A 25,584-nucleotide genomic window follows, 5' to 3' on the forward strand; every position below is an offset into this window, starting at 1 on the left:
TCAACGGAAAAAGTATTGCCCGGGGTCTTGAAAATTATGATTTCGCTTTTGGTTGGTGTGGGCATTTGGATTACACTCCAAGTTTCTCGCACAACGGCATCATTTTTTCGATTGCGGCGACAATGCGTTTTTGTTCGGCAAGGGGCGGGAGAGGAAACAATGACGAAATAACATCTTCTCTTGCAATTCCCGGAATCATAGATTTAGCTTTTGATTTAAGATTCTCAATTTGTGTTGTTAAATAGATTTTTACATATCCTAAACTAATTTTTTCTGATGAACGGATAGACATAACCTGTCTTGCGATATGAACTTTTTTTTCTTTCAAAAAAGCCATTTCTCCAACAGTTCCTTTACAAGTCAACAACAAATCATCTTTTATTGCAACCGATTTTGGAGTTTGTCAAAAACTGAATCGTTTTTCAGCCCGCGCATAATCGGGAATTTTTCCCGTGTACAATTCTTCCATTAAATGGTATTGTCATAATAACCTGTTTTTCCATTCGGGAAAAACGCACCAAACAAGCAAGAAGGAATCGTATGAATACACCTGCAGAAATCGCTAATTTGTACATCATGGTCGGCGACGGAAAGACGACGCGAAAATCTTGGGTCATGTTCGTCCTCGCAGTATTCGCCGGGATTTTCATCGCATTGGGAGGTCTGACAAGCCAGATTGTGTCATGCGGTGTCGTGCCTGTCGCGCTCGGAAGGTTTTTGAGCGGGCTTGTCTTCCCTATCGGGCTGATGATGGTAATCATCGCGGGCGGCGAGCTTTTCACCGGAAACTGCCTCATCTTCATCTCCGTCCTGTCGAAAAACACGTACATGACGGCGATGCTCAGAAGCTGGTTCTTCGTCTACCTCGGGAACCTCGTCGGCGGCGTCATCGTCTCGGCGCTCGTCAATTTCGGGCACGTCCTGAGCATGTATGACGGGGAGCTTGCGCGGCTCGCGGTAAGCACCGCAAAGGCGAAGGTTTCGATGCCGTTCATCGACGCGATGATAAAGGGAATTCTCTGCAACTTCCTCGTCTGCATCGCGGTCTGGGTCTCCTTCTCAACAGAGGAGGTTCCCGGAAAAATCGTGGCGCTCTACCTTCCGATTGTGCTTTTCGTCATATGCGGGTTCGAGCACTCTGTCGCAAACATGTATTTCATCCCGACGGGGCTGATTGCGACGCACGTCTACGGATACACGGCGGAAGGGCTTACCTGGCTGAATTTCTTCTGGAAGAATCTCCTTCCCGTGACGATAGGAAACATCATCGGCGGCTCGATTCTCGTCGGCGCCGGATATTGGCTCGTGTTCCTCACGCAGCGCGACGACGACTAAAAACACAGCGCGCCTTCGAAACCCCGGAAATTCGCTTTCCGGGATTTTTTTTGCCCGGACTCGGCCCCGTGGCGACGAAAGAGAACCCGCCGGAAAACGGGGCGGCCCGTCCCCATCAGGAAGCCGATTTCCCGCCCGTCATTTTCCGCCAGAGCGCGGAGGCAAGGACGAAAACGGTTATTCCGGCAAAGACCTGAAGCGGAAAGAACGCAACGGACTCGGCGGGGATGAGGAGCGCGAGGACGCACAGCGCGGCGGCAGGAGGAAAGACCATCCCGAAAAGCCGGACAAGCGCGATACTTGCGGCAGACGAAACGAAAGCGGCGGACGAAAGCGGCAGGCCGAGCCCAGCACAGAAAGCGAGCCGGCACAGCGAGCCTGAGAGCGCGCAGAGCGTGATGAGGGCGACGGCGGAGAACGGGCGGGACATCGCGCGGCTGCCCCTACCGGAAAGCTCCGTGAACGCGACGACAAGCGGCGGAGCCACGATGAATTTCAGCCCGGCGGGAATCGCGAATGCCGAAAGCGCGCAGACGACGGCCATTCTGAAAACCAGAACGGGAACGAATTCGCGCACGGGAACGGAGACGCTTCCGCCCTTCACCGCCTCGGCAATCCCGAGCCGCACCGCGACGGCGCGTAGAACGACGACGAGCACCGTCAGGAAGAAAGCGGCGGCGACATAGACGAAGCTCCGCGTCTGAATGAGGACAGGAAGCGCGATTGCCGAGACGAGCGGCGCGAACGTCGTCCTCGACGCGAAAAGCACGAGCTGCCCCAAAAGCACCGCGGCGGCGAACTGGACGGGAACGGGGGCCGGCACGAAACGGACAATCAGGACGCCCAGGACGGCGCAGAGCGACACGCAGAGCACCATCCGAACGTATCCTGTCGTCCAGACGAGGCGCGGGGAAAGGAAGCATCCCGCGCACAATGCCGCGACTTCCGGGAAGATGATTTCCCGCTCGCAAAAGAACTCGGCCACGCCGACCATCAGAACGACAACAGCCATCATGAACGCGGAGGCGCGAAGCACTCTCCTTCCGAAAAGAGTTTCCATTTTTTTTCCTGTCATCCAAAAAAAATCCGGGCATCATTCCGAAAATCCGCCCGGGAAAAACGCGCGGGAATGTTCCGCCATGAAGGGAATTCCGCGCGCAGTTTGTACGTCACCTCTTTTTTGCCGCCCTTCTCTTCATGAAGACGAGCATGGAAATGAGGAGCGCGACGCCGAAAACCCACGAGATTACGGCGCTCGCCACGATTCCGAGGATTTGCGCGAATCCCGCGACGATGTATGTCAAAAACGACACGAGCGCCACGGAAATCGCATACGGAAGCTGCGTCGCGACGTGGTTGATGTGGTCGCACTGGGCGCCAGCGCTCGCCATAATCGTCGTGTCGGAAATCGGGGAGATGTGGTCGCCGCACACGGCTCCCGCCATGCACGCCGAAATCGAGATGATGCGGAGAGAGCCTTCAGGAAACGCCGCGATGCAAATCGGGATAAGGATGCCGAACGTTCCCCAGGACGTTCCCGTCGCGAACGCCAGGAAAAGCGCAATCACGAAAATCATCGCGGGCAGGAAATTCTGGAAGCCCACCGCGCTCCCCCCGACAAGCCCCGCGACGTATTTTGCCGCGCCGAGGCTGTCCGTCATCGCTTTCAGCGTCCAGGCAAGCGTGAGAATCAGAATCGCGGGAACCATCGCCTTGAAGCCGTCCGGAATGCAGAGCATGGCCGACTTGAACGAAATAACGCGCCGCGGAATGTAGAAAAGAAGCGTGAGCAGAAAAGCGGAGAACGAGCCAAGGACAAGCCCTATCGACGCGTCGCTCGATGCGAAAGCGTTCACGAAATCAAGGTAGTTCTCGTTTCCAGAGGTGAAGAAGCCGCCCGTGTAGACCATCGACACGACGCAGAAGAGAATCAGAAGCGCAATCGGGAGGACAAGGTCAATCACCTTGCCGTTTTTCTTCACGACCTCGGTGTCGTCCCCGCTTGAGCCCGAGCCGGCGAGCGCGAGCGGATTTTCCCACTTCGCCATCTCGCCGTATTCGAAGCGCATGAAGGCCATCGAGAAAACCATGATGAGCGTGAAAAACGCGTAGAAGTTGAACGGGATTGCCTTGCAGAAAAGCGCGATTCCGTTCTCGCCCTCGCTCACGAAGCCGCTCACCGCTGCCGCCCACGAGCTGATGGGCGCGATGATGCACACCGGCGCGGCCGTCGCGTCGATAAGGTAGGCGAGCTTCGATTTCGACACGCCGTACTTGTCGGTGACGCTTTTCATCACCGAGCCGACGGTGAGGCAGTTGAAATAATCGTCGATGAAAATCAGAATGCCGAGGCAGACCGTCGCGATTTGGGCGCCGACCTTGCTTTTGATATGCTTTTTTGCCCAGTCGCCGAAAGCAGCAGAGCCGCCCGCCTTGTTCATCAGCGCGACCATCGTTCCCAAAACGACGAGGAAGACGAGAATTCCCACGTTCCACTTGTCGGAAAGCTGCGCAATCATCCCGTCCTTGAAGACGTGATTGAAAAATCCCGAAAATCCGCTTGAGGCGTCGCTCGCATAAAAAACGCCCCCGATTACGATTCCGACAAAAAGCGAAGAGTATACTTCCTTTGTGCAGAGCGCCAGCACAATCGCGACGACGGCAGGCACTAAAGACAAAAATGAGTTCGTTGCCATTTTATTTCCTTCTGAAATCCTAATTTTTGAGCGTGGTGAAATCCGCTTCGAGTGGTTTTGTCACCCCCGCGTCCTGAAGTTTTTTCATGATTTTTATGACGTAGTTGAGCTCGTCAAGATTTGTTGCCGCGCAGTATGTCTTTATCTGCACAAGCGCTTTGAGCGCCTTCTCGTTTGAAACTTCGATTGTTTCCATAAAAATACCTCACCTTCCGGTTATTGCGGAGCACGGGGCAGCCGAAAGCAGTCCGCGGTGCTTTTCCGGCTCCCATTATATTAATTTTGAATAAGTTCAAAAATACTTGTTTTCTGACAAATACCGCGGATGCTCAGGACTTTTTCAGCATGACAAGGAGAAGTTTTTTTCCTCGTAAATTCTCCGTCAAGCCGAATAGATATACATTTCCAAGAAAAAATACCAGAGCCCCACCATGCTAAAATGCAGGAGCGAGAAAAAGAACACTTTCGAGAAAAATCGGCATTCCTTGTTCGCCCACGCAAGCACAGAAAACAAAAGCCCGCCGACTGACAGCACAATCAAGGCGAACCAAACAAAAATGCCGAACTCAAATGATTTTATCACGAATTCGAGCGCACAGAAAACAAACGGCGTGTATGCGCAAGACTTGGCAATTTTGTATCTCAGCTTTTTCTCCTACTCCAAATATCCGCCGAAAACCCAGCCTGTGCTGACTTCGCCACCTTCAACAAAATGCTCATCGTTCACCGCTTCCACTTTCGCCCAGCTTGCCATAACGCCGTCGATTTGCTCCTGTTCGCCAACTTGCACAATCTTTAGCAGCGTGCCAGCTTCAAGCGTTCCCAAAACTTGTGCGTCAAGATTCGGTTTTTCTCGCATCTTCAAACGGCAAATCGGATTTACAAAATCGTTTTGTTTGTGCGTCTTGCTCCGTCCTTGCGGTTCGCCGTCGGTCTTGCTTGTTTTGCTGAACTTGTACGGATTTGTTTCGTCTTGCAAATAGAGCGTAACTTCGTTCTGTGTTATTTCTTTGCCAATGTGCTCAAACTCGTAAACTGCAACGCCGTTTTCTGTAAAAAAATGATTGCTCAAGCCTTTGTATTTTTCTCTGACCTTGTACATGCAGATATTATTGAGGGAACAGAAGATGTCGTCCTTGGGCTCAAGTGCAAAAATCAAGATATACTCGCCGCCGCTGGCAGAAATCCCGTAAGAAAAAGATTTTTCTTCCAGAATCGGCACAGGATTTTTCATATTGAGCGGATACAAAAGCCTGTATTTTTTGTCGTACCATAATGCAGGAAGTCTTTGACTTTTGCCGTCGCAGTCGATGAAATACGGAATGTAGCTTAAGAAGTTTGATGAATCCTCTGTGTTTACGGTTCTCAAAGCCCGCTCGATTTCATTGAACGCTATACCCGTGCTTTTGCTCGTAATGCGCTTCAGCACCGCTTGAAAGGCAATACTCATTTTTCTTCCTTTTCCGTTCCTCGCGAAAATAAGGCTGCTCAAAGGCGCAATGTCGATTCCCCGAATGTAGCCTCCAGTGCGAAGATAATAAATCGGGTAAAGCAAGCCGTCTTCTATTCCGAAGCCTGCAATGCCGTAGACAGAAATCTTTTCTCCCGCTGGCTCAAAACTCAGCGTCCCAAAATCTTCTTCATCAACATCTTCCCAAAAAGATAGCGTATCCCTCACGACAATACATTCCACGCCCTTAAAACCTTTGCCGTCCAGAGAAAGATTTGGGAGCGCGTATTTGTATTCTACAGGAAAATCGTCCCAGCAAAGTTCTTCTTCTTGCCTTTTTGGTCGCATATAAGTCACGCCTTTGACGTATGGAAAAAACTCCGCCTGAATTGAGCCATGTTCTTTTACATCTTCAAGCAACTCGCTTTCGCTATATAGCGGGGAAGAGGGACTGCTGATATATTTGTATGCTCTTGAGTCCAAATCAACGCTGCCATCAGCGACCCCCGCGCTCATTCGCATTGAAAAAAGCAAAACCAATGCAACAACGTTTCTCATTCTTTTCATAATCTTCTCCTCTTTGTCCAAGTTACACATGAAAGCAGATGCTGAATCGACTTCTGCATGACGGGAAATGACTTCAGCATGACGGTGTTTTGTCATTCCGAACTCGTTTCGGAATCTATCGCACATATCCGCCGAAAACCCAGCCAGTGCTGACTTCGCCACCTTCAACAAAATACTCTTCGTTCACCGCCTCAACCTTGAGCCATTTGCCTTTTATGCCGTCAATCACAACCCAGTTGTTGCCGTCAACGTCAACGATTTTCAGCAGCGTGCCAGCGTCAAGAGTGCCAAAAACAAGAGCGTCAAGGTTCGGCTCTGCTCTCATTTTAAGGCGGCAAATCGGATTTACATAAAAATCAGGCTCACCAGCGGGGCGTTCAGGCTTTGGCTCTCCATCGTATTTTTTTACAAAGCGGAAAGTATTGTCGTGTTGCTTGTCCTCAAAGATTCGGGTTTCGTTCTTGGTGACTTTGCCGCTCTCGTCCGTCTGGTATTCATAAACATAAAGCGCGTCGGCATAATGCTCGGAAGAAGGTGCAAAGAAATGATTTGCAATGCCTTTCGGGGCTTTTCTGGAATTGTCGGAAGTTGTTATTGAATAAGTGCAGATTTCTTTGGCTTTTGCCTCGTCTCCGCTTGTTTTTAGCGAATAGAGCGTCGTGGATTGATTTATGGTTCTCTTTTTTTCGTTGAAATCTCCGACCGCGATTTGCTCAAGAATTGCAGGGGGATTTGCTGTTGCAAGATTTTTTGGGCACAAAATGCGAAGAAAGCCGTTTTTCTTGGTCAAATCTTTTGGCGAAAGGCAGTAGCACTTTTTGTCTTTGTCTTTGAAACACATCGCGGAAATCTCGGTTGTGCCATTAAGAAAAGCCAAATCGTAAGTTTTTTTGTCGCTCAAAACTTTTTCGATTTCCTCTTTGTGAAAGCCTGTATCGCTGTTTTCGTCTGTCCGAACGTTCGTGTATGCTGTCTGATAAACAAAATCAAGTCCTTTTTCTTCCGAGATGAATGCGTGAGAAGAGTCGTAAATGTTTGCTATGTCGATTCCGCGGATTTTGCCTGCGCGGTTATTCACGAGGGCGGAATAAATGGGATAAAGCGTCTTTGTTTTAAGCTCGATTCCCCAGCCGCAAATGCCAAGCAAGCCGACGCGGGTAAAAGGAGGAAGCAGTTTTATCGTGTGGTATCTTGGATTTTCAGCGCTCTTTCCTTCCGTGTCCGTGTCCAAGAAAAAGGCTTCGCGCACGGTAAGAGCAAAAACATTTCTTGTCTCGCTTTTGGCAAAATAGTTAAAAACATTGCTTGTCTCTCTTGTGGCAAAGTAATTCGGGAGCGCGCGATTGTAATACGGATATTTGTCCCGCCAGCTTCCCACAGAATACTGCGAGTACTTGAAAGCCCACTTTGCAAACTCATCATCTTCGTCATAAATCATATAGTTGGTCTCAAAATCATCGCAAAAATCTGGAAAATGATTGAAGCCGCGCTGTTTTATCTGCTTTTTTAGCTCGTCAGCGTAAAAACTTGGGAATGCGTCATCAAGATAAGCGCCGAAAACCCAGCCGTATTCGTCTTTTTTCTTGTCTTTGCGATGCTCTGGATAAAGCAGGATTTTCACCCAATAATCTTCTGTTCCGTCAATCGTCGCTTTTTCGCCGATTTCCACAGGGATAACATAATCCGAGTCCAAAAGAGTCGCTATTTTCTTTGCGCTCAAGCTCGGCTCGCTTCGAACGTTCAAGCCTTCTTTTGAGTCAACATAAAACCCGTGCAGTTTTCCGCTCAAATAAAAGCGCATTTTGTTTGCTGAAAACGCACAAAAGGCATTGAGCAAAACAAATGCAATAAAAATAATTTTCTTTGCTTTCATTTACTTTTCTCCTCCGCAATAACGCGCTTTATCTCGTCGAATGAAAATGGCGTGTAATTTATCCGCTCCACGCTCACGCAAAAACTCTGCTCGCTAAAATCCTTGTAAATTGGATTTGCGTGAACGTGCCCGAAAATGTTGGCATAGGGCATATTCTGACACACATAAAGCGGCTCGTGCGAAAGAAGCCAAAAGTTTTGGAAAATCACGGGCAAGTCGTAAACCTCAAGGAATCCCGCGCACCTGTAATGTTCGTTCGATTTTGTGTCGTGGTTGCCTTTCACAAGGAACTTTTTTCCGCTCAAGTCTTTCAAAAAAGCCTCATCTCCCACATCGCCCAAAAGATAAACCGAGTCGTCATCTTTTACGCGCTCGTTCCATTTTTTTATGATTTCGCTGTTCATTTTGTCCACGCTCAAAAACGGGCGGTTTTCGTAGCGCAGGATTCGCTCATCGCCAAAATGCGTGTCCGCAATAAAAAAAATACTCATTCGCTTTTCTCTCCATTGTCATTCCGATGTCATTCCGAACTTGTTTCGGAATCTATGCTTCTCTTTTTCATGCGTTCACAACCATACTCAGATAAAATAAAAGCAAAATCGAGTATCCAATAAGAGCCAAGGATACCAGAAGCAAGATTATCGGGAAAAACAGACTTTCTCCATAAAGCTCGCCCTTGAAAAACGCTATAATCAAAAGCAAAAGTCCAATAGCCGCCAAAATCACCATTGGATAGAACCAGAGGAAACTTTGTGTCCACTTGCTTTGTGGGAAAAAGTAGGCAGAACCGAAAAGAAATAGCGCAAAAAGAATACAACGCCGTGCAATCTTGTACATAATTTTCTCCAAAATCCTACCAGCCAGGCGCAAAAATAAACTTTATGCCCATAACACTTTCGCCGTTGTCAAAAACAAGCATTTCCACATGGCAAATGTTTCCCCAGCCTTCCCAAGCCTTTATCTCTTCGCCGTCATCAAGATAATAACGCTCTCCGTTTGGCTCTTTGCCAAAAATCTCGTAAACTTTCTCCAGTGAATCGCCAAGCCGTATCGGAAAATCCTTTGGCAAGCTACCATTGTCAAAAACATAAACGCCCAAAAGAAAATAGCCTTCTTTTCCGCTCTCGTTGTCTTTTGTTGGGTAAAAGATAAAGTTCATGCCCTGACCGTAAACTCTGTTTGTGTCCTCTTCGTTAAAACTCGAAATATTGCGCATATTCTTTTCGATGTTCATAGTCGAAGTAAATTCGTCTGCAAGCCCTTCAAGATAATCTGCCACAGGGTGCAATGCCTCGTAACAGCGAAAGTATGCGGCTGATGCAAGGGATTTTGAAAGATACGCGCCATAGACAAATCCCCATGAGCCGTCTTGTGTGCGGATTTTGCACCAAGGCTCTTCAAACTCGCCGATTGTCTCTTTTTCCGCAGTTTCTTCAATGAGTTGAACACGCTCGTTACATTTGAGCGCAAACTTCTTCTTTCCGCTAAGGCTCGGCTTGTCGCGCACGTTTACGCCGTCCAGCGCGTGTTGACGTATCGCCAGAGCACAGAATCTTGTGCACTTGCCAAAACGCCCGAAATAAAAATCAGCGCAAAAATCAAAATCAGTTTTTTCATCATTGCTCCTCGTATTTCTTGATGAGATTGATATTTGCCTTTTCTATCTTGTTAAAATCTTTTTCTGTGAAGTTTGGATTTATTTTGTACCAGAGTTCATTAGATTCACGTCCAAAATATTCTGCGTATTTTGGATTTTTGAATTTATAGCCGTAAATGGCATAAAATGCATTTCTCAAAAGCGCAAGTTGTGACTTTGTCATATAAAAAAGCAATGCTTCGGGAATTATTTCTTTTGATAAATTAATACAAGAACTTTCATCTGTGTAGGCTATAATCATTGGATTTTCATCCCAACAGGGAATAAACACGAGGTCAAATTCTTCTAGAACACCGAAATACCTGAACTCAATCCAGAAACATTCTCCATCAAGAGCCGAAAATTGATTCAATTCTGTTTTCCAGAAAAACTCTTCTTTTGTATCACGAGAAAACTGCAATGTATAATCCTGTTTTGTATAACCGCGACCATCATTGACGGAAAGACACATTTTTGAAGGATAAAGTTTTGAGTCGGCAAGCCCTTGATAAATAAATGTATAATCAATTGGTGTTCCGTCTGGATTTTTTGCCATTTGAATTATATAAAGACTGCCAAACATATGATATGACTTTAGATTTTCGTAAGACACAGTAATCGTTTTTTCGTTTTTTAGTTCAAAAGCAAACTTTATCTCGATTTTATCTTCATACTTATATTCTCCGCCGTATTCTTTTAGACCGCTGTAATAAGAACTTTTGTCCACAAGGTTTCCGTTTCGGTAAACTTCAAAGGGGATTTCTTTTCCGTCGGATTTTATGCAAAAGTCGAGCGGAATTACGATGTCGTTACACAAACGCTGGAATCCCAGAACTTTGCAATCGATTACAGCCGAAACATTTTTCTTTTCTTTGCCAGAAATCACATAATCAATTGAAACAAGTTTTTCCGTGCATACGATTTTCTGACTTTTTATGAAAACGTCTGCGTCAGAAAAGCGTGGAAAACTCACATCAAAAGGATTTTCCTCATCAGCAAACGCAGAATCCGCTTTCTCAGCACTCTTCCACGGCTTTTCGCGGTATTCCGTGCCGTCGGTGAGGTAGCCCGCAAAGCACCAGCCTTCCGCTCCGTCTTTCGTGAGCACTTTGACCCACGCAGATTCGATTCCGTCGATTGTGACATCTTCGCCCACTTCGATGACGGTTGCGCGCTCAGCTTTAAAAAGCCGACCGATTTGCTTTGCCGAAAGAGAGGGAGATTCGCGAATTTTTAGCGCGTCCGTTGCGATGTATTTTTGATTCACAAAACGAGCTTCGTCCACGACGCGCCAGCCGTCAACGGAATACCACGAGCCTGCATTTACAGACGCACGTCGAATATAAAGTTCAATGGCTGTGAACGGAGGGATATTGCTTGGAATAAGTTTAGAAGCAAAAACATCAGATATGCCGTCGCCGTAGCAATGAAACTCTTTTATGCCGCTTTCTGTGTATTCTCTGTCAATACGCTGGAAATGGCATTTGACTTCCGCGAAAATGTCTGAGTCAGACTTGAAACATACATCGCAGAATTCTTTCAATGTCATTTCCTTGTATTTGCTCTTGTCGAAGCCGTCCACAAATCCGCTACGCTCCGCACTTTGCGAAAAAGCACAAAAGGCATTGAGCAAAACAAGTGCAAGCAAAATAATCTTTTTCATTTTTGTTTCTCCTCCGCAAAAATCTTTTGTCATTGGTGAATTTATTTCGGAATCTGTGCTTGGACTCCGCTCAATAATCCCAAAGATTGTAAATCTTGTTTGTTTCAAGGTGCGGCACATTCCCCAGTCTACCTTTTGAGCGCGTTAAAACCCAGTCGCCCTCAGAAAACGAAAACTCCCTTTCAACCTTTTCAGAGCCAAAAACTTTTGACCTGTCATCTTCAAAATTATGCCCGACATAGTTGCAGACCCCGAAAATCCGCAAGATTCCCGCGTCATATTTTGAATAGTCGATGTTCAGCGTGCCGTTTTCAAAGACTTTGCTGTACCCTTCAAAATAATCATCAGAAAGACCGAGCATCTTGTTCCTTACGCTTTCTCGAAAGCACGGGACTTTGGCGTAATCTGGATATTCCTCGTTTTCAAGATTGCTATCAACAAAGTCGTAGGAGAAAAAGCACTTTCCGCTTGAGTCAAAAAGATAGATGTTTCCAAGCCCTTTGTGTGTGATTCCCACAATCTCAAAGAATGAATCTTTTTTTGTTCTGACGATTTTTGCTGAAAGAATCGCTTGTTCCGTAATCTCAGGGATTTCTTTTGTCACGTTCGTTTTTGAATTGAAAAAGACGGCTTGTTCCCACCAGTTTTCTTCGCTCACGATTATGAACAAAGAAAGCTCTCCCACTTTTCCTATGCTTTCGATTTTGGTGGATTGAACAGAATCGGCATATTTCTTCTTAAAAGATTCCAAAGGGCTTTCTGCAAAAAGGAAAAGATTGAATGTCACAAAAAAGAGCAAAGAAATCGCTTTTTTCATAATTTTCTCTCCTGAATGTTTGTTAAATAGTGACACAATACCGTGTGTATGATATGATGAATCAACCTTAATTTAGTAATTATCTGCGTTGCAGATGAAAATAACTACATTAAGGAGTGTTTACATTATGGAAGCACAAGAACTTTTTAATTCCTTAAAAAAGAACTTGAAAGCCAATCTTAATACGAAAGACTTTCAAACTGTAAGTTCTCTTTTGGGAAACATCAAGCAAAATTACAAAACATTTTGTACGACAGACTCTTTTGATACTGCTAAGCAATCTGTTTCTTGTATGCAAAGTTTGTTTACAAAAATCAAAGATTTTCTCTCAAAAAACGACCGAAAATCTTTATCAAACTTCATCAGTTCTTGTCAAAGTGAAGTCAACGAGTTTGGAAACCAACAGCACAATCGTTTTATGAACTTGTTGGAGCAAACGGGTGCTACAGTCTTCGGTATTCCAAGTTTCCTTTTTTCTGGTTCTTCTGAGGATTATGAAGAATATCAGTTCCGAAGAGCATTGGCAGAAGGATTACGTTAATCTTCACAGGTCTGAATCATACTGATTGATTCAAATTATAAATAGGTATCGTAACTACCTACGGGCATACCTATTTTCCATTGTTATTCACTCCTATAAAAAATTATTTTCATCTGCAATTTTTTTTCATTGCCCAAGAAGTTTGGGAAGTTTTTCATTGAAATCTGACAATTTTATCAACGGCGCAATCATTCGGACTTTTGTGTCTGTTTCATCGTCAAAGTCGCCTGTTTTTTTGTTCAAAGTGTATTCGGTCAGCCTTGATTCAATTTTGTACAGACAAGGTTCGCCGTCGCTTTCCTTGAAGAAAAACGTTTCGCTCCAAAAATACCTGCCGCCACCCCAATTAAAATGAAGCAAAAAGCCATCGTCTGTTTCTTCAAAATTGCTTTCATCAAAACTGAGATTTTTAACTTCTTCGCCGCTCGGAATCTCAAGCTCCCATGCCTCTCCGTCAGAGCGGGAAATGAGCAGATAGCATCTCCACTCCGTAAGAAATAGAACTTCGCCGTCATCGCTTGGCGGAAGATAGATTTCCTCCCATGAAACTTTGCCCGTGTAGTTCATTTTTGTTTTCTCCGTCATCGCCTGTGAAGCAAAGAGAAGCGCAAGAAGCAGCAGCATGATTGTGATTTGTTTTTTCATTTTGTTTTCTCCTCCGCAATAACGCGCTTTATCTCGTCGAATGAAACTGGTGTGTAATTTATCCGCTCCACGCTCACGCAAAAACTCTGCTCGCTAAAATCCTTGTAAATTGGATTTGCGTGAACGTGACCGAAAATGTTGGCGTAGGGCATATTCTGACACACATAAAGCGGCTCATGCGAAAGAAGCCAAAAGTTTTGGAAAATCACGGGCAGGTCGTAAACCTCACAAAATCCCGCGCGCCTGTAATGTTCGTTTGATTTTGTGTCGTGGTTTCCTTTCACAAGGAACTTTTTTCCGCGCTCGTTCCACCTTTTTATGATTTCGCTGTTCATTTTGTCCACGCTCAAAAACGGGCGGTTTTCGTAGCGCAGGATTCGCTCGTCGCCAAAATGCGTGTCTGCAATAAAAAAATGTTGCTCATTCGCTTTTCTCTTCATTGTCATTCCGAGCTTGTTTCGGGGTCTGTGCTTCGACTCCCTTCGACTCCGCTCAGGGAACAGTGGATGCTGAAGCAAGTTCAGCATGACAGCCGAATGACGAAAAAACTATTCTAGATATGCGCCGAACACCCAGCCTGATTGTGTGAACTCGTAGCCTTCGACGAAACGCTCTTTGTTCACGGCTTTTACTTTTACCCAGTTCGACTTGTAGCCGTCAATCGTGGCTTCCTTTCCAGTTTCAAGCACCTGAAGAAGCGTTCCGCCCTCAATCGTGTTGATTTTCTCCCCGCCCAAACCGGGGCTTTTCCGCAATTTCAGGCGGCAGACGGGATTGCAGTATTTTCCTTTCCTGAAGCTTCCCGCGTTGTTCTTTCCCTTCGGCTCCCCGCTTCTGTTCTCGACGACACGAAAATCATACGGGTCGCCTTCGCTCTGATGCTCGAAATAACAGCCGTCCGACGTGACAGTACCGTTATCGTCCGACTGGTAGCGGTACATATAAACGTTCGTGTCGTCAAAATAACAATACCCCAGACCTTCAGAACCGCTTTCCGAATTGAAGTAGACGTAGTTCCCGATCTGCTCCCCGTCGCCGTCAGGCTCAATCGTCATAAGTATCATTGAATGTCTTTCGCGCCCCGTTCCGCCGACAAACGACAATTCCTGGACAATCGGAACGGGCTTTTTCATGTTGAGCGGGAACAGGAGCTTGAACCTGTTTGCTTTGCTCATAAATCTTATTGCCTGCCTTTTTCCTTTGGGGTTTATGTGCTCGGCAAAGTTCACATTAAAGCCGCCGCTCCCCCACCTGCGCTCATAAACCGAATTGCTGTTGAAATATTGCTCAAGCTCCCCGTGCGTGGTGCTGCAATCTGCCGACTCGACATTATTGTGAACATCATCAATCGAAATACCTTCAAGGATTGGCTGATATACAAGCGAGTGAAATCCGCCCTTGCCGTCGCTCGCCCGTGAGACGCAGTCGCTCCCCGTAACGTCGATTCCTCGGACAAGCAGATGTTCGTCCGTCTCGTAAATCGGGAAAAGCGTTTTTGTCTGCGAGTCGATTCCCCAGTCATCAACACGCCACAACTTGAACTTTGTGCCAGCCTTGGCAAAGCGAAGAGCGCCGTAAGCCGCTGCTGCCCGAGGCTCCCAATAAACGAGGCAGTCGCGAATAGCAACGACTTCTTTGTTCGTCTCATGCTCAAAATAGTTGCAGTCATAATTCGGAAGGACTTTTTTGAAAACAGGACATTCCCAGACCTTTCCGCGCATATATTCTCTGTACCGGTTTTCTGGAAAATAGTCGGTGCCAAGCCAATCCTCTTCGGTTTTGCTAAGCCTTTTGAGATAATCGAGAATCTCGCTCTCGCTCATCGGGCATTTGTCCTGCAAATATCCGCCGAACACCCAGCCGTAATTGTTATAATCGTCAGCTGCATCGTTTCCGTCGTGGTCTAGGATGATTTTTGTCCACCGTGCGCTAATTCCGTCGATTCGCACCAGCTCGCCCTCGCCAGCCACCTTGACGAACTCGCCGTATTTGAGCGCGCCAAGTTTCGCTGACTTCAGATTCGGCTCTTCGCGGATATTCAAGCCCTCTTTTGAATTGACGTACATTCCGCGGTATTCTTTTGCAAACGCACAGAGCGCGCAAAACACGAGCAATAAGACAAAAATAAACTTTCTCATACTTTCTTCCCTTAAAATTTATAACAAGCTCAACAATGGCATTTTATAACACATCAAAACTGATTGAATAAGAGTATTTTTTAATGATTGCGAACGGCGTTTCGTTGATTTTCAAGATGAGTGTGTTTTTCACTTCTGTTTCTTTTCCCCATTTTCGCACAAAACCGCACGGCTTTAGTTCTTGTAAATCTTGTTTGAATTGATACTTGAAATACCCTCTCACTTTTTCGCTCAAGCCGTTCATTACTCGCATTTTTGCAATAAAATCATCGATATCATCGATAGAGAAGCAAATACTTTTGTGCATTTCAGGCTTTAAAGAAAGAGAGCTGATTTTGTCGCAAATCTCTTTTACCCCTGCCCAATCAGGAACAAAATAAGTGCACATATAAATAGCTTTGATTAGATGTGAGTTTTTGTGAGATAAGTCCAGAAGAAAATCATCAAAATCTTGATTTTCAGCAAAATTGTAATCTCTCATCGGGTGATTTTCGATTTCTGCAAAATATCCGCTTTTTTGTTTTTTGAAATGAATATCTGCATCTTTCTCGCTTTTGTCAAAGTACATTGCTTTATAACTTATATCCACACTGTATTTTTCTGCGTCGAAAGCGTCGAAGTCCAACCAACCGCTATTCATTGTGCCTGTAAAAACAATCTCTTTTTTGTTTTCGATTATATTGCGTTTATCAGTAGTGTCCATCGGGATATAATTATCCACGCTAAACACGGTTATGTTCAAAACAAATCCTGCAAGAATTGTGAATATATAGAAAAGTCCTACATGTTCATCATCAATTAAATCAGCTTTTTCCATTGTACGAAAAACAGCACATAGAAAAATGCACACACCAACAACTCTAATACTTTTGGGGTGCAGCAATGGCCGTTTATTCTCTCTTGCATTATCAAGCACGATGTAAAGGTGCGAAAACATCAAAAATAAAATGACACCTCCAAGCACAATGTCTTCAAAGTCGCAAAACATCTCGCTCATTACAGAGAACAAAATCATTACCGAGAATATCCACGCTCCGCCAACAACCACTCTAAGATAAAATTCTGACATTTTTACCTCTTTACATATAAATCGCGTTCAAAAGTTGAAGGCGCAAAAACGACATCTTCCGCCTCTTGAGAGCCGCCGTGTACTCAAACGATTTTTCCTCCCCGTCAAAAACGAACGTCGCTTTGTATGTAACGCTGATTTTCTTTGGAAGCGTGCCTTTCTTGAAATACACCGCCAAATACCAGTCCGACTCGTCCGTTCGGCACGGTTTTATCTCAACGCCGTTTTTGTCAAGAACCGTGATTGACGCTCTGAAGTCAGAAAGAAGTTTTTGATACTGAGCGCAAGCACAGTTTATGCGTGTCTCAAAGTCAATGTCCTCGATGACTTCTGGTTTTCTGTGCGGAAGCCAAAAATCATATTGAGACGGATAATCCACATCAAGATACGCTTTGCCCTCAACGATTTCGTATGTGAACTCTTCTGTGTTTCCTCCAAAAACTGCCATCGGATAGCTAAAATTTTGTGGCGGGTTGTCGTGGTCAACGCTTTCGACAAAAAGCTGCATCGATTTGCCCCCGGAAAGAAGCGCGCAAAGCAGCAAGAGCGCGACAAACACAATTTTCTTTTTCTTCATGATTTTCTCCTTTTCATTTTTATTTCCTTTTTTTTTTGTTGTTGTGCTTCGACTTCGCTCAGCAACCACGGATGCTGAAACGAGTTCAGCATGACGGTTTTTGCTTTCAATCAATAGCAGTCTAAAGCACATTTGTGAAGTCGTGCGCTTTTAAGTCGGAGAGCGAAATAAAAAAGTTCGCGATTCCCATATCTCCCCAGCCGATTTCGCCCTCGCTGTCCATCTGGAACAAAAGCACGTCGCCCTCACGCCGAACATCGCTCTGCGTGAAAAACGGTAGTCCGCCGATTTGATGGAACGGTGCGTTGTCATCGCAGAAGGTTTCGAAATCGTTCTCTCCGAACATATCACACGAATTCTCTTCTTCGTAAACAGGAAGAGCCAAGTCCTTCGCTTCTTTTCGAATATACTCATCGAAGTCGTCAAGGCACGGAGTCACAAACGAAACAGCCTTTTCAAACGAAATCGCATACTCTTTGTCCAGCGGAAAATATTCGTCGTCGTCCTTTCTAGCCTCAGCCACGCTCCTCACGCCCATTTCGTGAAGCTCGCTCTAAAGTGTCATCGACGGACTTTGTTCGGAATCTGTGAGCTATAAAAGACATAGATGCTGAAAACAAAGTTCAGCATGACAGAAAAAACAAAAGGCTTAGGATTTCTCCTGAGCCTTTTTTGTCTAAAGCTGCGGCATCGTCAAAAACGAAAGCAGAGCCAAAGTCCATAAAATCAAGCCTATGATGATTTTTGCCTTTCGCGAAAGCTGCTTTGAAAACAGCCAGAAAAGCGCATAGACGAGCATCACAAGAAAAATCGTGACGCAGAACGCCGCCAGCTTTTTCATTGAAGTGCCGAAAAAATGCGCTAAAATCCCCGCATCATCGAGCAGCAATGCAGCCCTAAGCCCTGAAAAAAGCCCGAGAATCAGCGAAAGATAAAAGCCTACGAATGAGTGCAAAATATCCGAAATCTTTCTAAAATCCATAAAAATCTCCTTATCTCCAAAGTCCGTTTTTTCCCCTCGACCTCAAGGAGAAGTTCCTCGACATCGTCGGTTGCGGGAACGCGCTTTCATCATGACGGTGCTTCGACTCCGCTCAGCAACCATGATTAGTAGCAGTCGCTGTAGTAGCGGACTTTTGAGAAGTCGCGCTTCCTGAGGGCTTCCGGGGTGATGAAAAAGTTCGCGATTCCGTCGTCGCCAAAGCTGATATTGATGTCCGTATTGTATTCGCTGTCAATCTGGAGCAGCAGGACTTCTTCCTCGTCTTCGCTTCTGCCGTCACGCTGCGTGAAGAACGGATAGCCTCCAATCTGGTGAAGAGTGCCGTCTTTTGAGTCCTCGCAAAAATAATCGTTCATGTCCAAGTCTTCGGAGAACGAGCCTTGCGGGTCTTCGTAAACGGGATATCCGAACTCTTTTGCAGCGCTCGTTGCCATCTCGCTGTACTCCGAAAGCATCTGGTTCGGGTGGGAAAAGCCCTTTTCAAACGTCAGCGCATACTCTTTTTCGAGCGGGAAATCGTGCTCGAGGGTGAGTTTCTTTCCGCTCTTCATTTGGCTGTTCCGCCTTTCATGTTCTTTCTGCATGATTTCCTCCGCGCTCTGAACGCCCATCTCGTGAAGAGCGTCCGCACTGAGGGCAAGCGATTCGTCCACGTCCTCACGCCACACGACTCGCCAGTAATTCTGTGTCGTTCCGTCATCGTCCATGTCGCGCCCTGCCGAGAGGTCTGCAATAATGAAAATCTGCAAAAGTCCCTTTTCTGGATAATCAGGAAGATGAGGAACGTCCGAAAAGTTGATTTGCGCGAGGAGCGTGAGCATGTTTCCGTCCTTGTCCTTTGGGTATTCCTCGACAGCCGTCCAGTACGGAAGCCCTCCGAACTTGCTCGCCGTCATCAAAAGCGGCGACTCTGCTTTCTTTGGCTTTATGCGGACGCACTCCATTGCGTATTTCTCTCGGATATACTTCAGAATCTTCCTCGTCTGTAAGATTGAATAAAAGTCTTCGTCTTCCTCCTCGTCGAGTATCTCTTGAAACTCCTCGTAGCTGATAATGAGCGTTCCGTTCTTCTTGGCTTTCTCAAGCTTTGAGCTTCCTGCGTTTGGGTCAGCGCACACAAGGATATCCAAATCCTTCGTGACGCTTGACTTCACCTCGAACTTTTCCTCTGCCATCTCGGTCAGTTCCTCTCTTGTCATGTCAGGGCACGCGCCCGTAAAACATACGCTTTCCATAAATCTCTTTCTCCTGTTATATATTTGTCATTCCGAACAAGTTTTCAGAATCTATGTGCTTCGGCTACGCTCAGCAGCCGATTTTCCTTAATACACCTCTATCTCAACTTCGCCGTCGGTGCATTGCACGGATTTTGCGCCAATGCCTTTGCACCAGCTCTTGCCTTTTTTCACCGCGTTCCACTGTGCAACCGTTCCGCCAAAAGCGATTTCTGTGAGAAAGGTGCATTCCTCGAACGCAGTTCCACCGATTTCTGTCACGGTCGAAGGAATGGCTGTGAACTTGAGCGTCTCTGTAAAAGAGAACGTTCTTCCTTCGATTGATGTAACGCCATCTGGAATGAAGAAATAGACAGGCTTCAATTTTTTCTTGCGCGACACACTGTCGTTTTTTGAAATTGTCAAATACTTTCGGCTTTTGTCCTCAAGGGCATTTTCGTCAGCGAACTTTTTGAGCGCAAAAGCGTCTGCGCCTGTTGCGGCAAGGTCGAGCAAAGAAGGAAGCGTCTTCATCCACTTTTGCACTTTGGAATCAAGAAGCAAAATCTCTATGCCACCAAAAGAAGCCTTTATGAGAAGACTCGCGCTCTTTTCGCCTCGAACAACCTTGTTTTTTGACTTGTGCTCAGAAAGTATCGACTCAAGAACAGCACTCGCAGAAGCGTTTTGCACCTCATCGATTTTCGCTTGCTTTGCGATATCTTTTCCAAGCGAGAGAATAGCATTCTTTGTAGTTTTCGTTACGGCGTAGAGTTTTCGCGTTTTTTCGTTGAATGGGAACATCGGGGATTTCGACACGATTTTTTCGACAGCCTCACAGTCCTCGAAGGCGTCTTTTTCGATTTTCGCCATGGTCGAAGGGATTTCAATTGAAGAAAGCGCCGTGCATTTGTAGAACGCATTTTTGCCGATTTTCGTCACGCCCTCAGGAATTACAATGCCAGAAAGTGCTGTGCAATCAGCAAAGACCCCCACTCCAATTTCGCTCACGGTGGAAGGAATCTCAATCGATTTGAGAGACTCGCACCTCATAAACGAAAAAGGAGCGATTTCTGTTATCTTATCGCCAAAAGTCACAGACGAAAGCGAAGTGCAATTATCGAACGCCTGCTCGCCGATTGCTGTTAGACTGTTCGGAAGCACAATCGATTTTAGCGATGAACAGCAACAGAACGCCTCCATTCCGATTTGCACCACGCCTTCGGGAATTGTCACTTGTTCAAGAGAAGCGCAATTCTTGAATGTCCAAGATTCGATTTGTTTCACACCGTTTGGTATCACAACCGATTTTAGCGATGAGCAGTTATTGAACGCGGCAGCGACAATTGACGTAACGCTTTCGGGGATTGTCACTTCCTCAAGCGCAGAACATTTCTCGAACGCGCAATAACTGATTTCAGTCACGCCTTCAGGAATGACAACTTCTTTTAGTCTTGTGCAATTAGCGAATGCACAATTTCCGATTGCCGTAACTCCCTTTGGAATAACAACGCTCTCAAGAGCCTCGCAATAATGGAACGCGCACTTTCCGATTTCTCTCACGCTTTCAGGTATCACCACAGATTTTAGCGACTCGCACTTATTAAACGCATTTTCACCGATTGCCGTCACACCGTCTGGGATAACCACGCTCACAGCGGATTCGTGGCATTTTGTCACAACGCCGTTTTCGATTGTCAAAAATGACTCTGGAACTTTGTGCAGTTCTTTTTTGAGCGAGAGAATTGGCTGCCTTTCTTTTTTGGGGTGGACGTAATATAGCGTGCTTTTTTCCTCATCGAACTTGAACAAAGGAGAAGCAGACTCGATTTTCTCGACAGAATAACATTCGTCGAACGCATCTTTTCCGATTTTTTTCAGCGTAGACGGAAGAGAGACAGACTTTAGCGACGAGCAATGAAGAAACGCTCCATCTCCGATTTCAGTCACGCCCTCTCCAATCACCAAATGCTCAAGCACTTCCGATTGCCGAAACACCCTCGGATTGATTTTCTTCACGCCCTCAACCGTAACATTTTTCACATTGCGGTCTATGCAAAGTTGCACAGCATCACCAGAGACAATGTAAACACTCTTTTTCACTTCCCCATCAGCACACTTCACACATTTTACATCGCCGTAAATAAAAACTTTGTATGAGTACTTTATGTTTTCCCATTCTGCCATCGTGCCTTCAAACACAACTTCTTTTAATTTTTCGCTCGCACTAAAACCACTGCCTAATCGTGTCACACCAGCAGGAATAACAATTCTCTCCGCGTCTTCTTTGCACGCTGTCACAACGCCGTCTTCGATTGTCAAAACATCTTCTTCGCTAGCCATTTTTGATAAACCCTCATCTTTTATTGTCATTCCGAACAAGTTTTCGGAATCCGCATTTCGTTTAGGAAGTTTCTCCTAAAACTTACTAATCGCCAGATGCTGAAAGTATTTTTCTTGCGAAAAATACAGTTCAGCATGACAGTTTTTACTTATAGCTCAAAGTCGCCGTCGGTGCAGTGCACAGTAATCTTGTTGCCCCACTGCCCGCGCATGCGCTCTTCCTGAATCATATTGAACCGCGAAAACGTTCCGTCGAATGTAACGTTTTTGAGCGAGTCGTTGCCAACAAAAGCACTGCACTTGATTTTCGTAACGCTTTTGGGAATGTAAACCGTTTTGAGATTGCGGCAGGCCCAGAATGCAGAACTTCCGATTGTGCTGACACCGTCGGCGATATAAACGGTTTCGAGGGCACCGTTGAAGTACATGTTCTTGTCTTTCACATCGACTTGGAACACGGCGTATTTTTTTGCCTGGTTGCTTGCGATTCTCAGCTTGTTGTCCTCGGCTGCCTTTATGAGCTGCACGATGTCAGCACCCGCTTTGACGCTCTTCAAAAACTCGCGGACATTTTTCTGCCACGAAGTGCTTTTTGAGGAAAGACGAATCTCAAGACCATAATCAAGAGCCTTCACCGCAAGAACGACTGCGCTTTTGTCCTGCCAAACCTCCGCGTCCACGCCGCTTTCCTCCAGAATAGCCGAAAGCAGAGAGTCCGAGCCTGTAAATCCAATCTTGTCGATTTTGGCGGTCTTGGCACGGTTCTTCTTTACTTCCTCCCACACAGCATCCCGAACGTCTTGTGCTGTTGCCCTGTAGTCCAGAGTCTCCGCCGTGATTTTGCCGCCCTTTTCAAACGCGACCTCAGTGCAGTTCTGGAGCGCAAAGTTGTCGAGCGATTTTATGAACGCGGGGATTGTCACCTTTTCGCAGACGGTCGCAAGAAGTCGGTTCGTCTTTTTGCTGAAGAGAAGCCCGTTCTCGCAAGGGCACTCGCTCGATTTTGAAACGATTTCCTTCAGCGACTTGCAGAACGCAAAACAGCACTTGCCGATTTTCTTCACGCTTTCAGGGATTTCGAGCTTTTCAAGGCTGGTGCAATAGCTGAACGCTTCGTCCGCGATTTCAGTCACGCCGTCGGGAATTGCGAACTCCACGAAGTCAAAATGGCACTTTGTGAGAACACCGTCTTTCACATCGTACGGCTCAAGCTCAACCACGCCGTCAGAGCATTTCACCACCTTGAGCTTTGTGCCGGAACGCCAGAATTGGTCGGTGATTTTCACGGCTTTCCATTGCTCCATCGTTCCTCCGAACTCAAGGGAAGAAAGCTCCTTTTGTCCGCGAAAGCCTGCGTAAATGCGCTTCACGCTTTTTGGCAAAAACACGCTCTTAACAGACTTGCAGGAAGAAGAAAAAAGTTCTTCCCAATAGCTTTTTCCAACCGTATGAATCCCGTCAGGGATAAGGGCAACCTCAATGTTCGAGGCTCTACAAATTTTCAAAACTCCGTTTGAAATCTCCATCTTTTCCATCTTTGCTTTCTCCTGTTATATATTTGTCATTCCAAACTTGATTCGGAATCTCTTGCTTCGGCTACGCTCGGCAACCGTGCTTCGGCTACGCTAAGCAGCCGATTTTCCTTAATACTCCTTATAGCTCAACGTCGCCGTCCGCACAGTGAACCACTTTTGCTATCATATCTTCGTTTCCCCAAAAATACTTACTCACGGCTTTCCATTGCTCCATCGTTCCCTTGTATATGATTTCATTAAGCGACGAGCAGTATCTGAACACTTTGTCACCGATTCGGGTCAGGCTTGCAGGAAGCACGACAGACTTGAGAGATGTGCAACCATCGAACGCCGATGGGTCGATAATCTTCATGCCGTCAGGAATCACAATCGACTCTAGGGCTGTACAATTACTGAACGCATCGAGTTCAATTTTCGTCAGGCTTGAAGGAAACACGACAGACTTGATTCCCGTACACTCCCAGAACGCACTGTGCTCGATAACCGTTATGCCCTCGCCAATCACAAGCTTCTCTGTATCGCCAGTGCAGGTGCATTTTTCTATGCCGTTGTCGTATATTTTAAGAGTGTATGTGTCTGTTTTTATTTCCTCAATCTTTGGAACGATGGACACTTCCCCGTCGGAGCATTTCACGAATTGGGCAGGCGCTTCGCAGTTCCATCTTCTGCCCTTTTCGATTTTCTCCCACTCAGCGACAGTTCCCGTGTATGTGATTTCAGAAAGGGACGTGCAGTCGTGGAAAGCAACACTCTCGATTATTTTCACGCCTTTTTCAATTACCAGCGTCTTTAACCCAGTGCAGCCAGAGAACGCACCATATCCGATATTTTGAACGCTGCTCGGAATTGTCAGGCTTTCAAGCGAACGGCAACTTGCAAACGCAGAAGATTCGATTATTTCCACGCCATTCGGAATCGTCAAACCTTCAAGCGAATGGCAGCCAGCGAACGCAAAGCCGTCAATTTTCTTCAGGCTCGGAGGAATCACCACCGACTTTAGCGACTCGCAGTATTCGAAAGCATACCTATCGATTTCCTTCATGCCATCGCCAAGCACCACACGTTCAAGCGACTCACAGCGGTAAAACGCGTTTCTTTCGATTTGCGTCACGCCTTCGGGAATGAAAAGATAGACGGGCTTCGTCTTTTTCTTCCACGACACACAGCCGTCTTTTGAAATCGAAATGAACTTCTTGCTTGAGTCCTCAAGACCTCTCTCAATCGCAAACTTCCTGATTGCAATGGAATCCGCACCCGTCGCAACAAGGTCGAGTAAGGCGGGAAGATTCTGCATCCACTTGGACACTTTTGAATCTACAAGCAAAAGTTCAATGCCGCCGTCGGTGGTCTGGATTTGAAGATAGGCGTTCTTGTCGTCACGGACAACTTGGGCGTTCGTCTTGTGCTCGCTCATAATCGACTCAAGCACAGCGCTCGCAGACACGTTCTGAACCTGTGCGATTTTCTCTTTCTTCGCCTCTTCCTTTCCCGCCAATATCGAAAGCACGACCTTTTTCGTCTTTCCCGTAGCGTCGTAGAGTTTCCGCGTCTTCTCGTTGAAAGGGAACAGCGGTGAATGCGACACGATTTTCTCGACGTTCTTACAGTCATCGAACGCGCCTTTTCTGATTTCCGTCAGCGTGGAAGGCAGTTCAATTGACAAGACCGAAGCACACTCCTTGAAGGCGTTTTCGCTGATTGCCGTCACGCCCTCGTCGAGCTTTATGCTCGTCGTCTTTTTGTCGAGGCATTTCACAGCAACGCCGTCTTCCACGAACACGAGCGGCTTCTGCCATTCGCCGTCGCTGCACTTGACGCTCGTTGCGGGAACATATTGCAAGAGATTTTCCAGCCCATCCACATTCTCCCATTGCGAAATCGTTCCGCCAAACGTAATTTCAGTGAGGGCTGGGCAACTGCTGAACGCTTCGGACTGAATTTCAATCAGGCTCGAAGGAAGACTCACAGACTTCAGCGAAGGATTGTTTTCAAATGCTTTGAGTTTGATTACCTGAGTGCCTTCGTGGATTATCACAGATTCAAGTTCGCTAAAGTTATCAAACCCCCAGCCGATGTCCTTTACTCCTTCGGGAATCTCAATGGACTTCAGATGAAAGCAGAACAAGAACGCGCTGCTTTCGATTTCCGTCACGCCAGAAGGAATGACGACATTTTCTATATTATCGTCACTGCACTTTTTTAGAACTCCGTTTCTGATATAGAAAACTCCATCATCTTTGATGTCGTCGACCATATCCATGAACTCTTTGTAAGTGATGACGCGAGTCCCGTTCTTTTTTGCCTTTTCGAGTTTGGAACTTCCAGAGTTCTTGTTTTCACAAACAAGAATGTCCAAATCTTTTGTGACGCTGTTTCTTACCTCGAACTTCTTGCTCGCCTTTTGTATAAGCTCGGCTCTCGGCATATCCCAACATGTGCCCGTAAAACATACACTTTCCATAAATCTCTTTCTCCTGTTATA

Annotated in this window: 24 protein-coding genes; 2 read left to right on the forward strand and 22 right to left on the reverse strand. The window is 46.2% G+C overall.

The annotated features are described in order from the left end of the window. Positions 1-70: 70 nt before the first annotated feature. Entirely contained in the window at positions 71-370 is a 300-nt protein-coding gene (locus TRESADRAFT_RS07715) for a restriction endonuclease subunit S (RefSeq protein WP_342610090.1), read from the reverse strand. A 170-nt stretch (positions 371-540) separates the two neighbouring features. On the opposite strand from TRESADRAFT_RS07715, the gene TRESADRAFT_RS07720 reads away from it, so the two are divergent. Beyond that, the gene (locus tag TRESADRAFT_RS07720; protein ID WP_002704494.1) at positions 541-1,335 is read left to right on the forward strand and encodes a formate/nitrite transporter family protein; all 795 of its coding nucleotides are present in this window, start codon (positions 541-543) and stop codon (positions 1,333-1,335) included. A 115-nt stretch (positions 1,336-1,450) separates the two neighbouring features. Here the strand turns inward: TRESADRAFT_RS07720 and TRESADRAFT_RS07725 are convergent, their stop codons facing one another. The 10 genes from TRESADRAFT_RS07725 to TRESADRAFT_RS07770 form a co-directional block, all read right to left on the reverse strand. Beyond that, positions 1,451-2,395, reverse strand: a complete 945-nt coding sequence (locus tag TRESADRAFT_RS07725; protein ID WP_002704496.1) for a hypothetical protein — start codon at positions 2,393-2,395, stop codon at positions 1,451-1,453. 109 nt (positions 2,396-2,504) lie between these two features. Continuing rightward, a complete protein-coding gene (locus tag TRESADRAFT_RS07730; protein ID WP_002704497.1) occupies positions 2,505-4,031 on the reverse strand; it encodes a Na+/H+ antiporter NhaC family protein in 1,527 nt (508 codons plus the stop codon). Between the two features lie 19 nt (positions 4,032-4,050). Next, positions 4,051-4,227: a hypothetical protein gene (locus TRESADRAFT_RS16395; protein WP_002704498.1), complete on the reverse strand. Its 177-nt coding sequence runs from the start codon at positions 4,225-4,227 to the stop codon at positions 4,051-4,053. A 459-nt stretch (positions 4,228-4,686) separates the two neighbouring features. Continuing rightward, positions 4,687-6,048, reverse strand: a complete 1,362-nt coding sequence (locus TRESADRAFT_RS07740; RefSeq protein ID WP_002704499.1) for an SH3 domain-containing protein — start codon at positions 6,046-6,048, stop codon at positions 4,687-4,689. A gap of 115 nt (positions 6,049-6,163) precedes the next feature. Then, on the reverse strand, positions 6,164-7,921 hold the full coding sequence (locus TRESADRAFT_RS07745) for an SH3 domain-containing protein (RefSeq protein WP_002704501.1): 1,758 nt from the start codon (positions 7,919-7,921) through the stop codon (positions 6,164-6,166). Continuing rightward, complete coding sequence (locus TRESADRAFT_RS07750; protein WP_002704503.1) at positions 7,918-8,412, reverse strand: metallophosphoesterase family protein; 495 nt, start codon at positions 8,410-8,412, stop codon at positions 7,918-7,920. Before TRESADRAFT_RS07750 ends, TRESADRAFT_RS07745 begins: the two co-directional genes overlap by 4 nt. Before the next feature lie 67 nt (positions 8,413-8,479). Beyond that, entirely contained in the window at positions 8,480-8,758 is a 279-nt protein-coding gene (locus TRESADRAFT_RS07755; RefSeq protein ID WP_002704505.1) for a hypothetical protein, read from the reverse strand. A 16-nt stretch (positions 8,759-8,774) separates the two neighbouring features. Further along, the gene (locus tag TRESADRAFT_RS07760; RefSeq protein ID WP_002704507.1) at positions 8,775-9,428 is read right to left on the reverse strand and encodes an SH3 domain-containing protein; all 654 of its coding nucleotides are present in this window, start codon (positions 9,426-9,428) and stop codon (positions 8,775-8,777) included. A 109-nt stretch (positions 9,429-9,537) separates the two neighbouring features. After that, the gene (locus tag TRESADRAFT_RS07765) at positions 9,538-11,220 is read right to left on the reverse strand and encodes an SH3 domain-containing protein (RefSeq protein ID WP_002704511.1); all 1,683 of its coding nucleotides are present in this window, start codon (positions 11,218-11,220) and stop codon (positions 9,538-9,540) included. A gap of 70 nt (positions 11,221-11,290) precedes the next feature. After that, positions 11,291-12,037, reverse strand: a complete 747-nt coding sequence (locus tag TRESADRAFT_RS07770) for a hypothetical protein (protein WP_002704512.1) — start codon at positions 12,035-12,037, stop codon at positions 11,291-11,293. A gap of 127 nt (positions 12,038-12,164) precedes the next feature. Here TRESADRAFT_RS07770 and TRESADRAFT_RS07775 point away from each other — a divergent pair, with 127 nt between their 5' ends. Further along, positions 12,165-12,578, forward strand: coding sequence for a hypothetical protein (locus tag TRESADRAFT_RS07775; RefSeq protein ID WP_040842596.1), 414 nt, complete (start codon positions 12,165-12,167; stop codon positions 12,576-12,578). A gap of 126 nt (positions 12,579-12,704) precedes the next feature. On the opposite strand, the gene TRESADRAFT_RS07780 is transcribed toward TRESADRAFT_RS07775, so the two are convergent. From TRESADRAFT_RS07780 to TRESADRAFT_RS07830, 11 genes are all read right to left on the reverse strand, one after another. After that, complete coding sequence (locus TRESADRAFT_RS07780; protein ID WP_002704514.1) at positions 12,705-13,223, reverse strand: hypothetical protein; 519 nt, start codon at positions 13,221-13,223, stop codon at positions 12,705-12,707. After that, positions 13,220-13,663 (reverse strand): phosphoesterase, encoded by a 444-nt coding sequence (locus TRESADRAFT_RS07785; protein WP_040842629.1) that lies wholly within the window; start codon positions 13,661-13,663, stop codon positions 13,220-13,222. Before TRESADRAFT_RS07785 ends, TRESADRAFT_RS07780 begins: the two co-directional genes overlap by 4 nt. Before the next feature lie 108 nt (positions 13,664-13,771). After that, positions 13,772-15,289 carry an SH3 domain-containing protein gene (locus TRESADRAFT_RS07790; RefSeq protein WP_159100047.1) on the reverse strand — a complete coding sequence of 506 codons (1,518 nt, stop codon included), beginning with the start codon at positions 15,287-15,289 and terminating at the stop codon, positions 13,772-13,774. A 115-nt stretch (positions 15,290-15,404) separates the two neighbouring features. Continuing rightward, positions 15,405-16,430, reverse strand: coding sequence for a hypothetical protein (locus tag TRESADRAFT_RS07795; protein WP_002704519.1), 1,026 nt, complete (start codon positions 16,428-16,430; stop codon positions 15,405-15,407). 10 nt (positions 16,431-16,440) lie between these two features. Next, positions 16,441-17,007 (reverse strand): hypothetical protein, encoded by a 567-nt coding sequence (locus TRESADRAFT_RS07800; RefSeq protein WP_002704521.1) that lies wholly within the window; start codon positions 17,005-17,007, stop codon positions 16,441-16,443. A gap of 121 nt (positions 17,008-17,128) precedes the next feature. Further along, positions 17,129-17,530, reverse strand: coding sequence for a DUF1963 domain-containing protein (locus tag TRESADRAFT_RS07805; protein ID WP_159100048.1), 402 nt, complete (start codon positions 17,528-17,530; stop codon positions 17,129-17,131). 153 nt (positions 17,531-17,683) lie between these two features. Continuing rightward, the gene (locus TRESADRAFT_RS07810) at positions 17,684-17,989 is read right to left on the reverse strand and encodes a hypothetical protein (RefSeq protein WP_002704524.1); all 306 of its coding nucleotides are present in this window, start codon (positions 17,987-17,989) and stop codon (positions 17,684-17,686) included. Between the two features lie 125 nt (positions 17,990-18,114). After that, a complete protein-coding gene (locus tag TRESADRAFT_RS07815; protein ID WP_002704525.1) occupies positions 18,115-19,245 on the reverse strand; it encodes a DUF1963 domain-containing protein in 1,131 nt (376 codons plus the stop codon). An 87-nt stretch (positions 19,246-19,332) separates the two neighbouring features. After that, complete coding sequence (locus TRESADRAFT_RS15140) at positions 19,333-21,597, reverse strand: leucine-rich repeat domain-containing protein (RefSeq protein WP_141607256.1); 2,265 nt, start codon at positions 21,595-21,597, stop codon at positions 19,333-19,335. A 119-nt stretch (positions 21,598-21,716) separates the two neighbouring features. Continuing rightward, a complete protein-coding gene (locus TRESADRAFT_RS07825; RefSeq protein ID WP_002704527.1) occupies positions 21,717-23,102 on the reverse strand; it encodes a leucine-rich repeat domain-containing protein in 1,386 nt (461 codons plus the stop codon). Between the two features lie 118 nt (positions 23,103-23,220). Further along, on the reverse strand, positions 23,221-25,563 hold the full coding sequence (locus tag TRESADRAFT_RS07830; protein ID WP_002704528.1) for a leucine-rich repeat protein: 2,343 nt from the start codon (positions 25,561-25,563) through the stop codon (positions 23,221-23,223). Positions 25,564-25,584: the final 21 nt, after the last annotated feature.

This window comes from Treponema saccharophilum DSM 2985, assembly GCF_000255555.1.
Lineage (GTDB): Bacteria > Spirochaetota > Spirochaetia > Treponematales > Treponemataceae > Treponema_D > Treponema_D saccharophilum.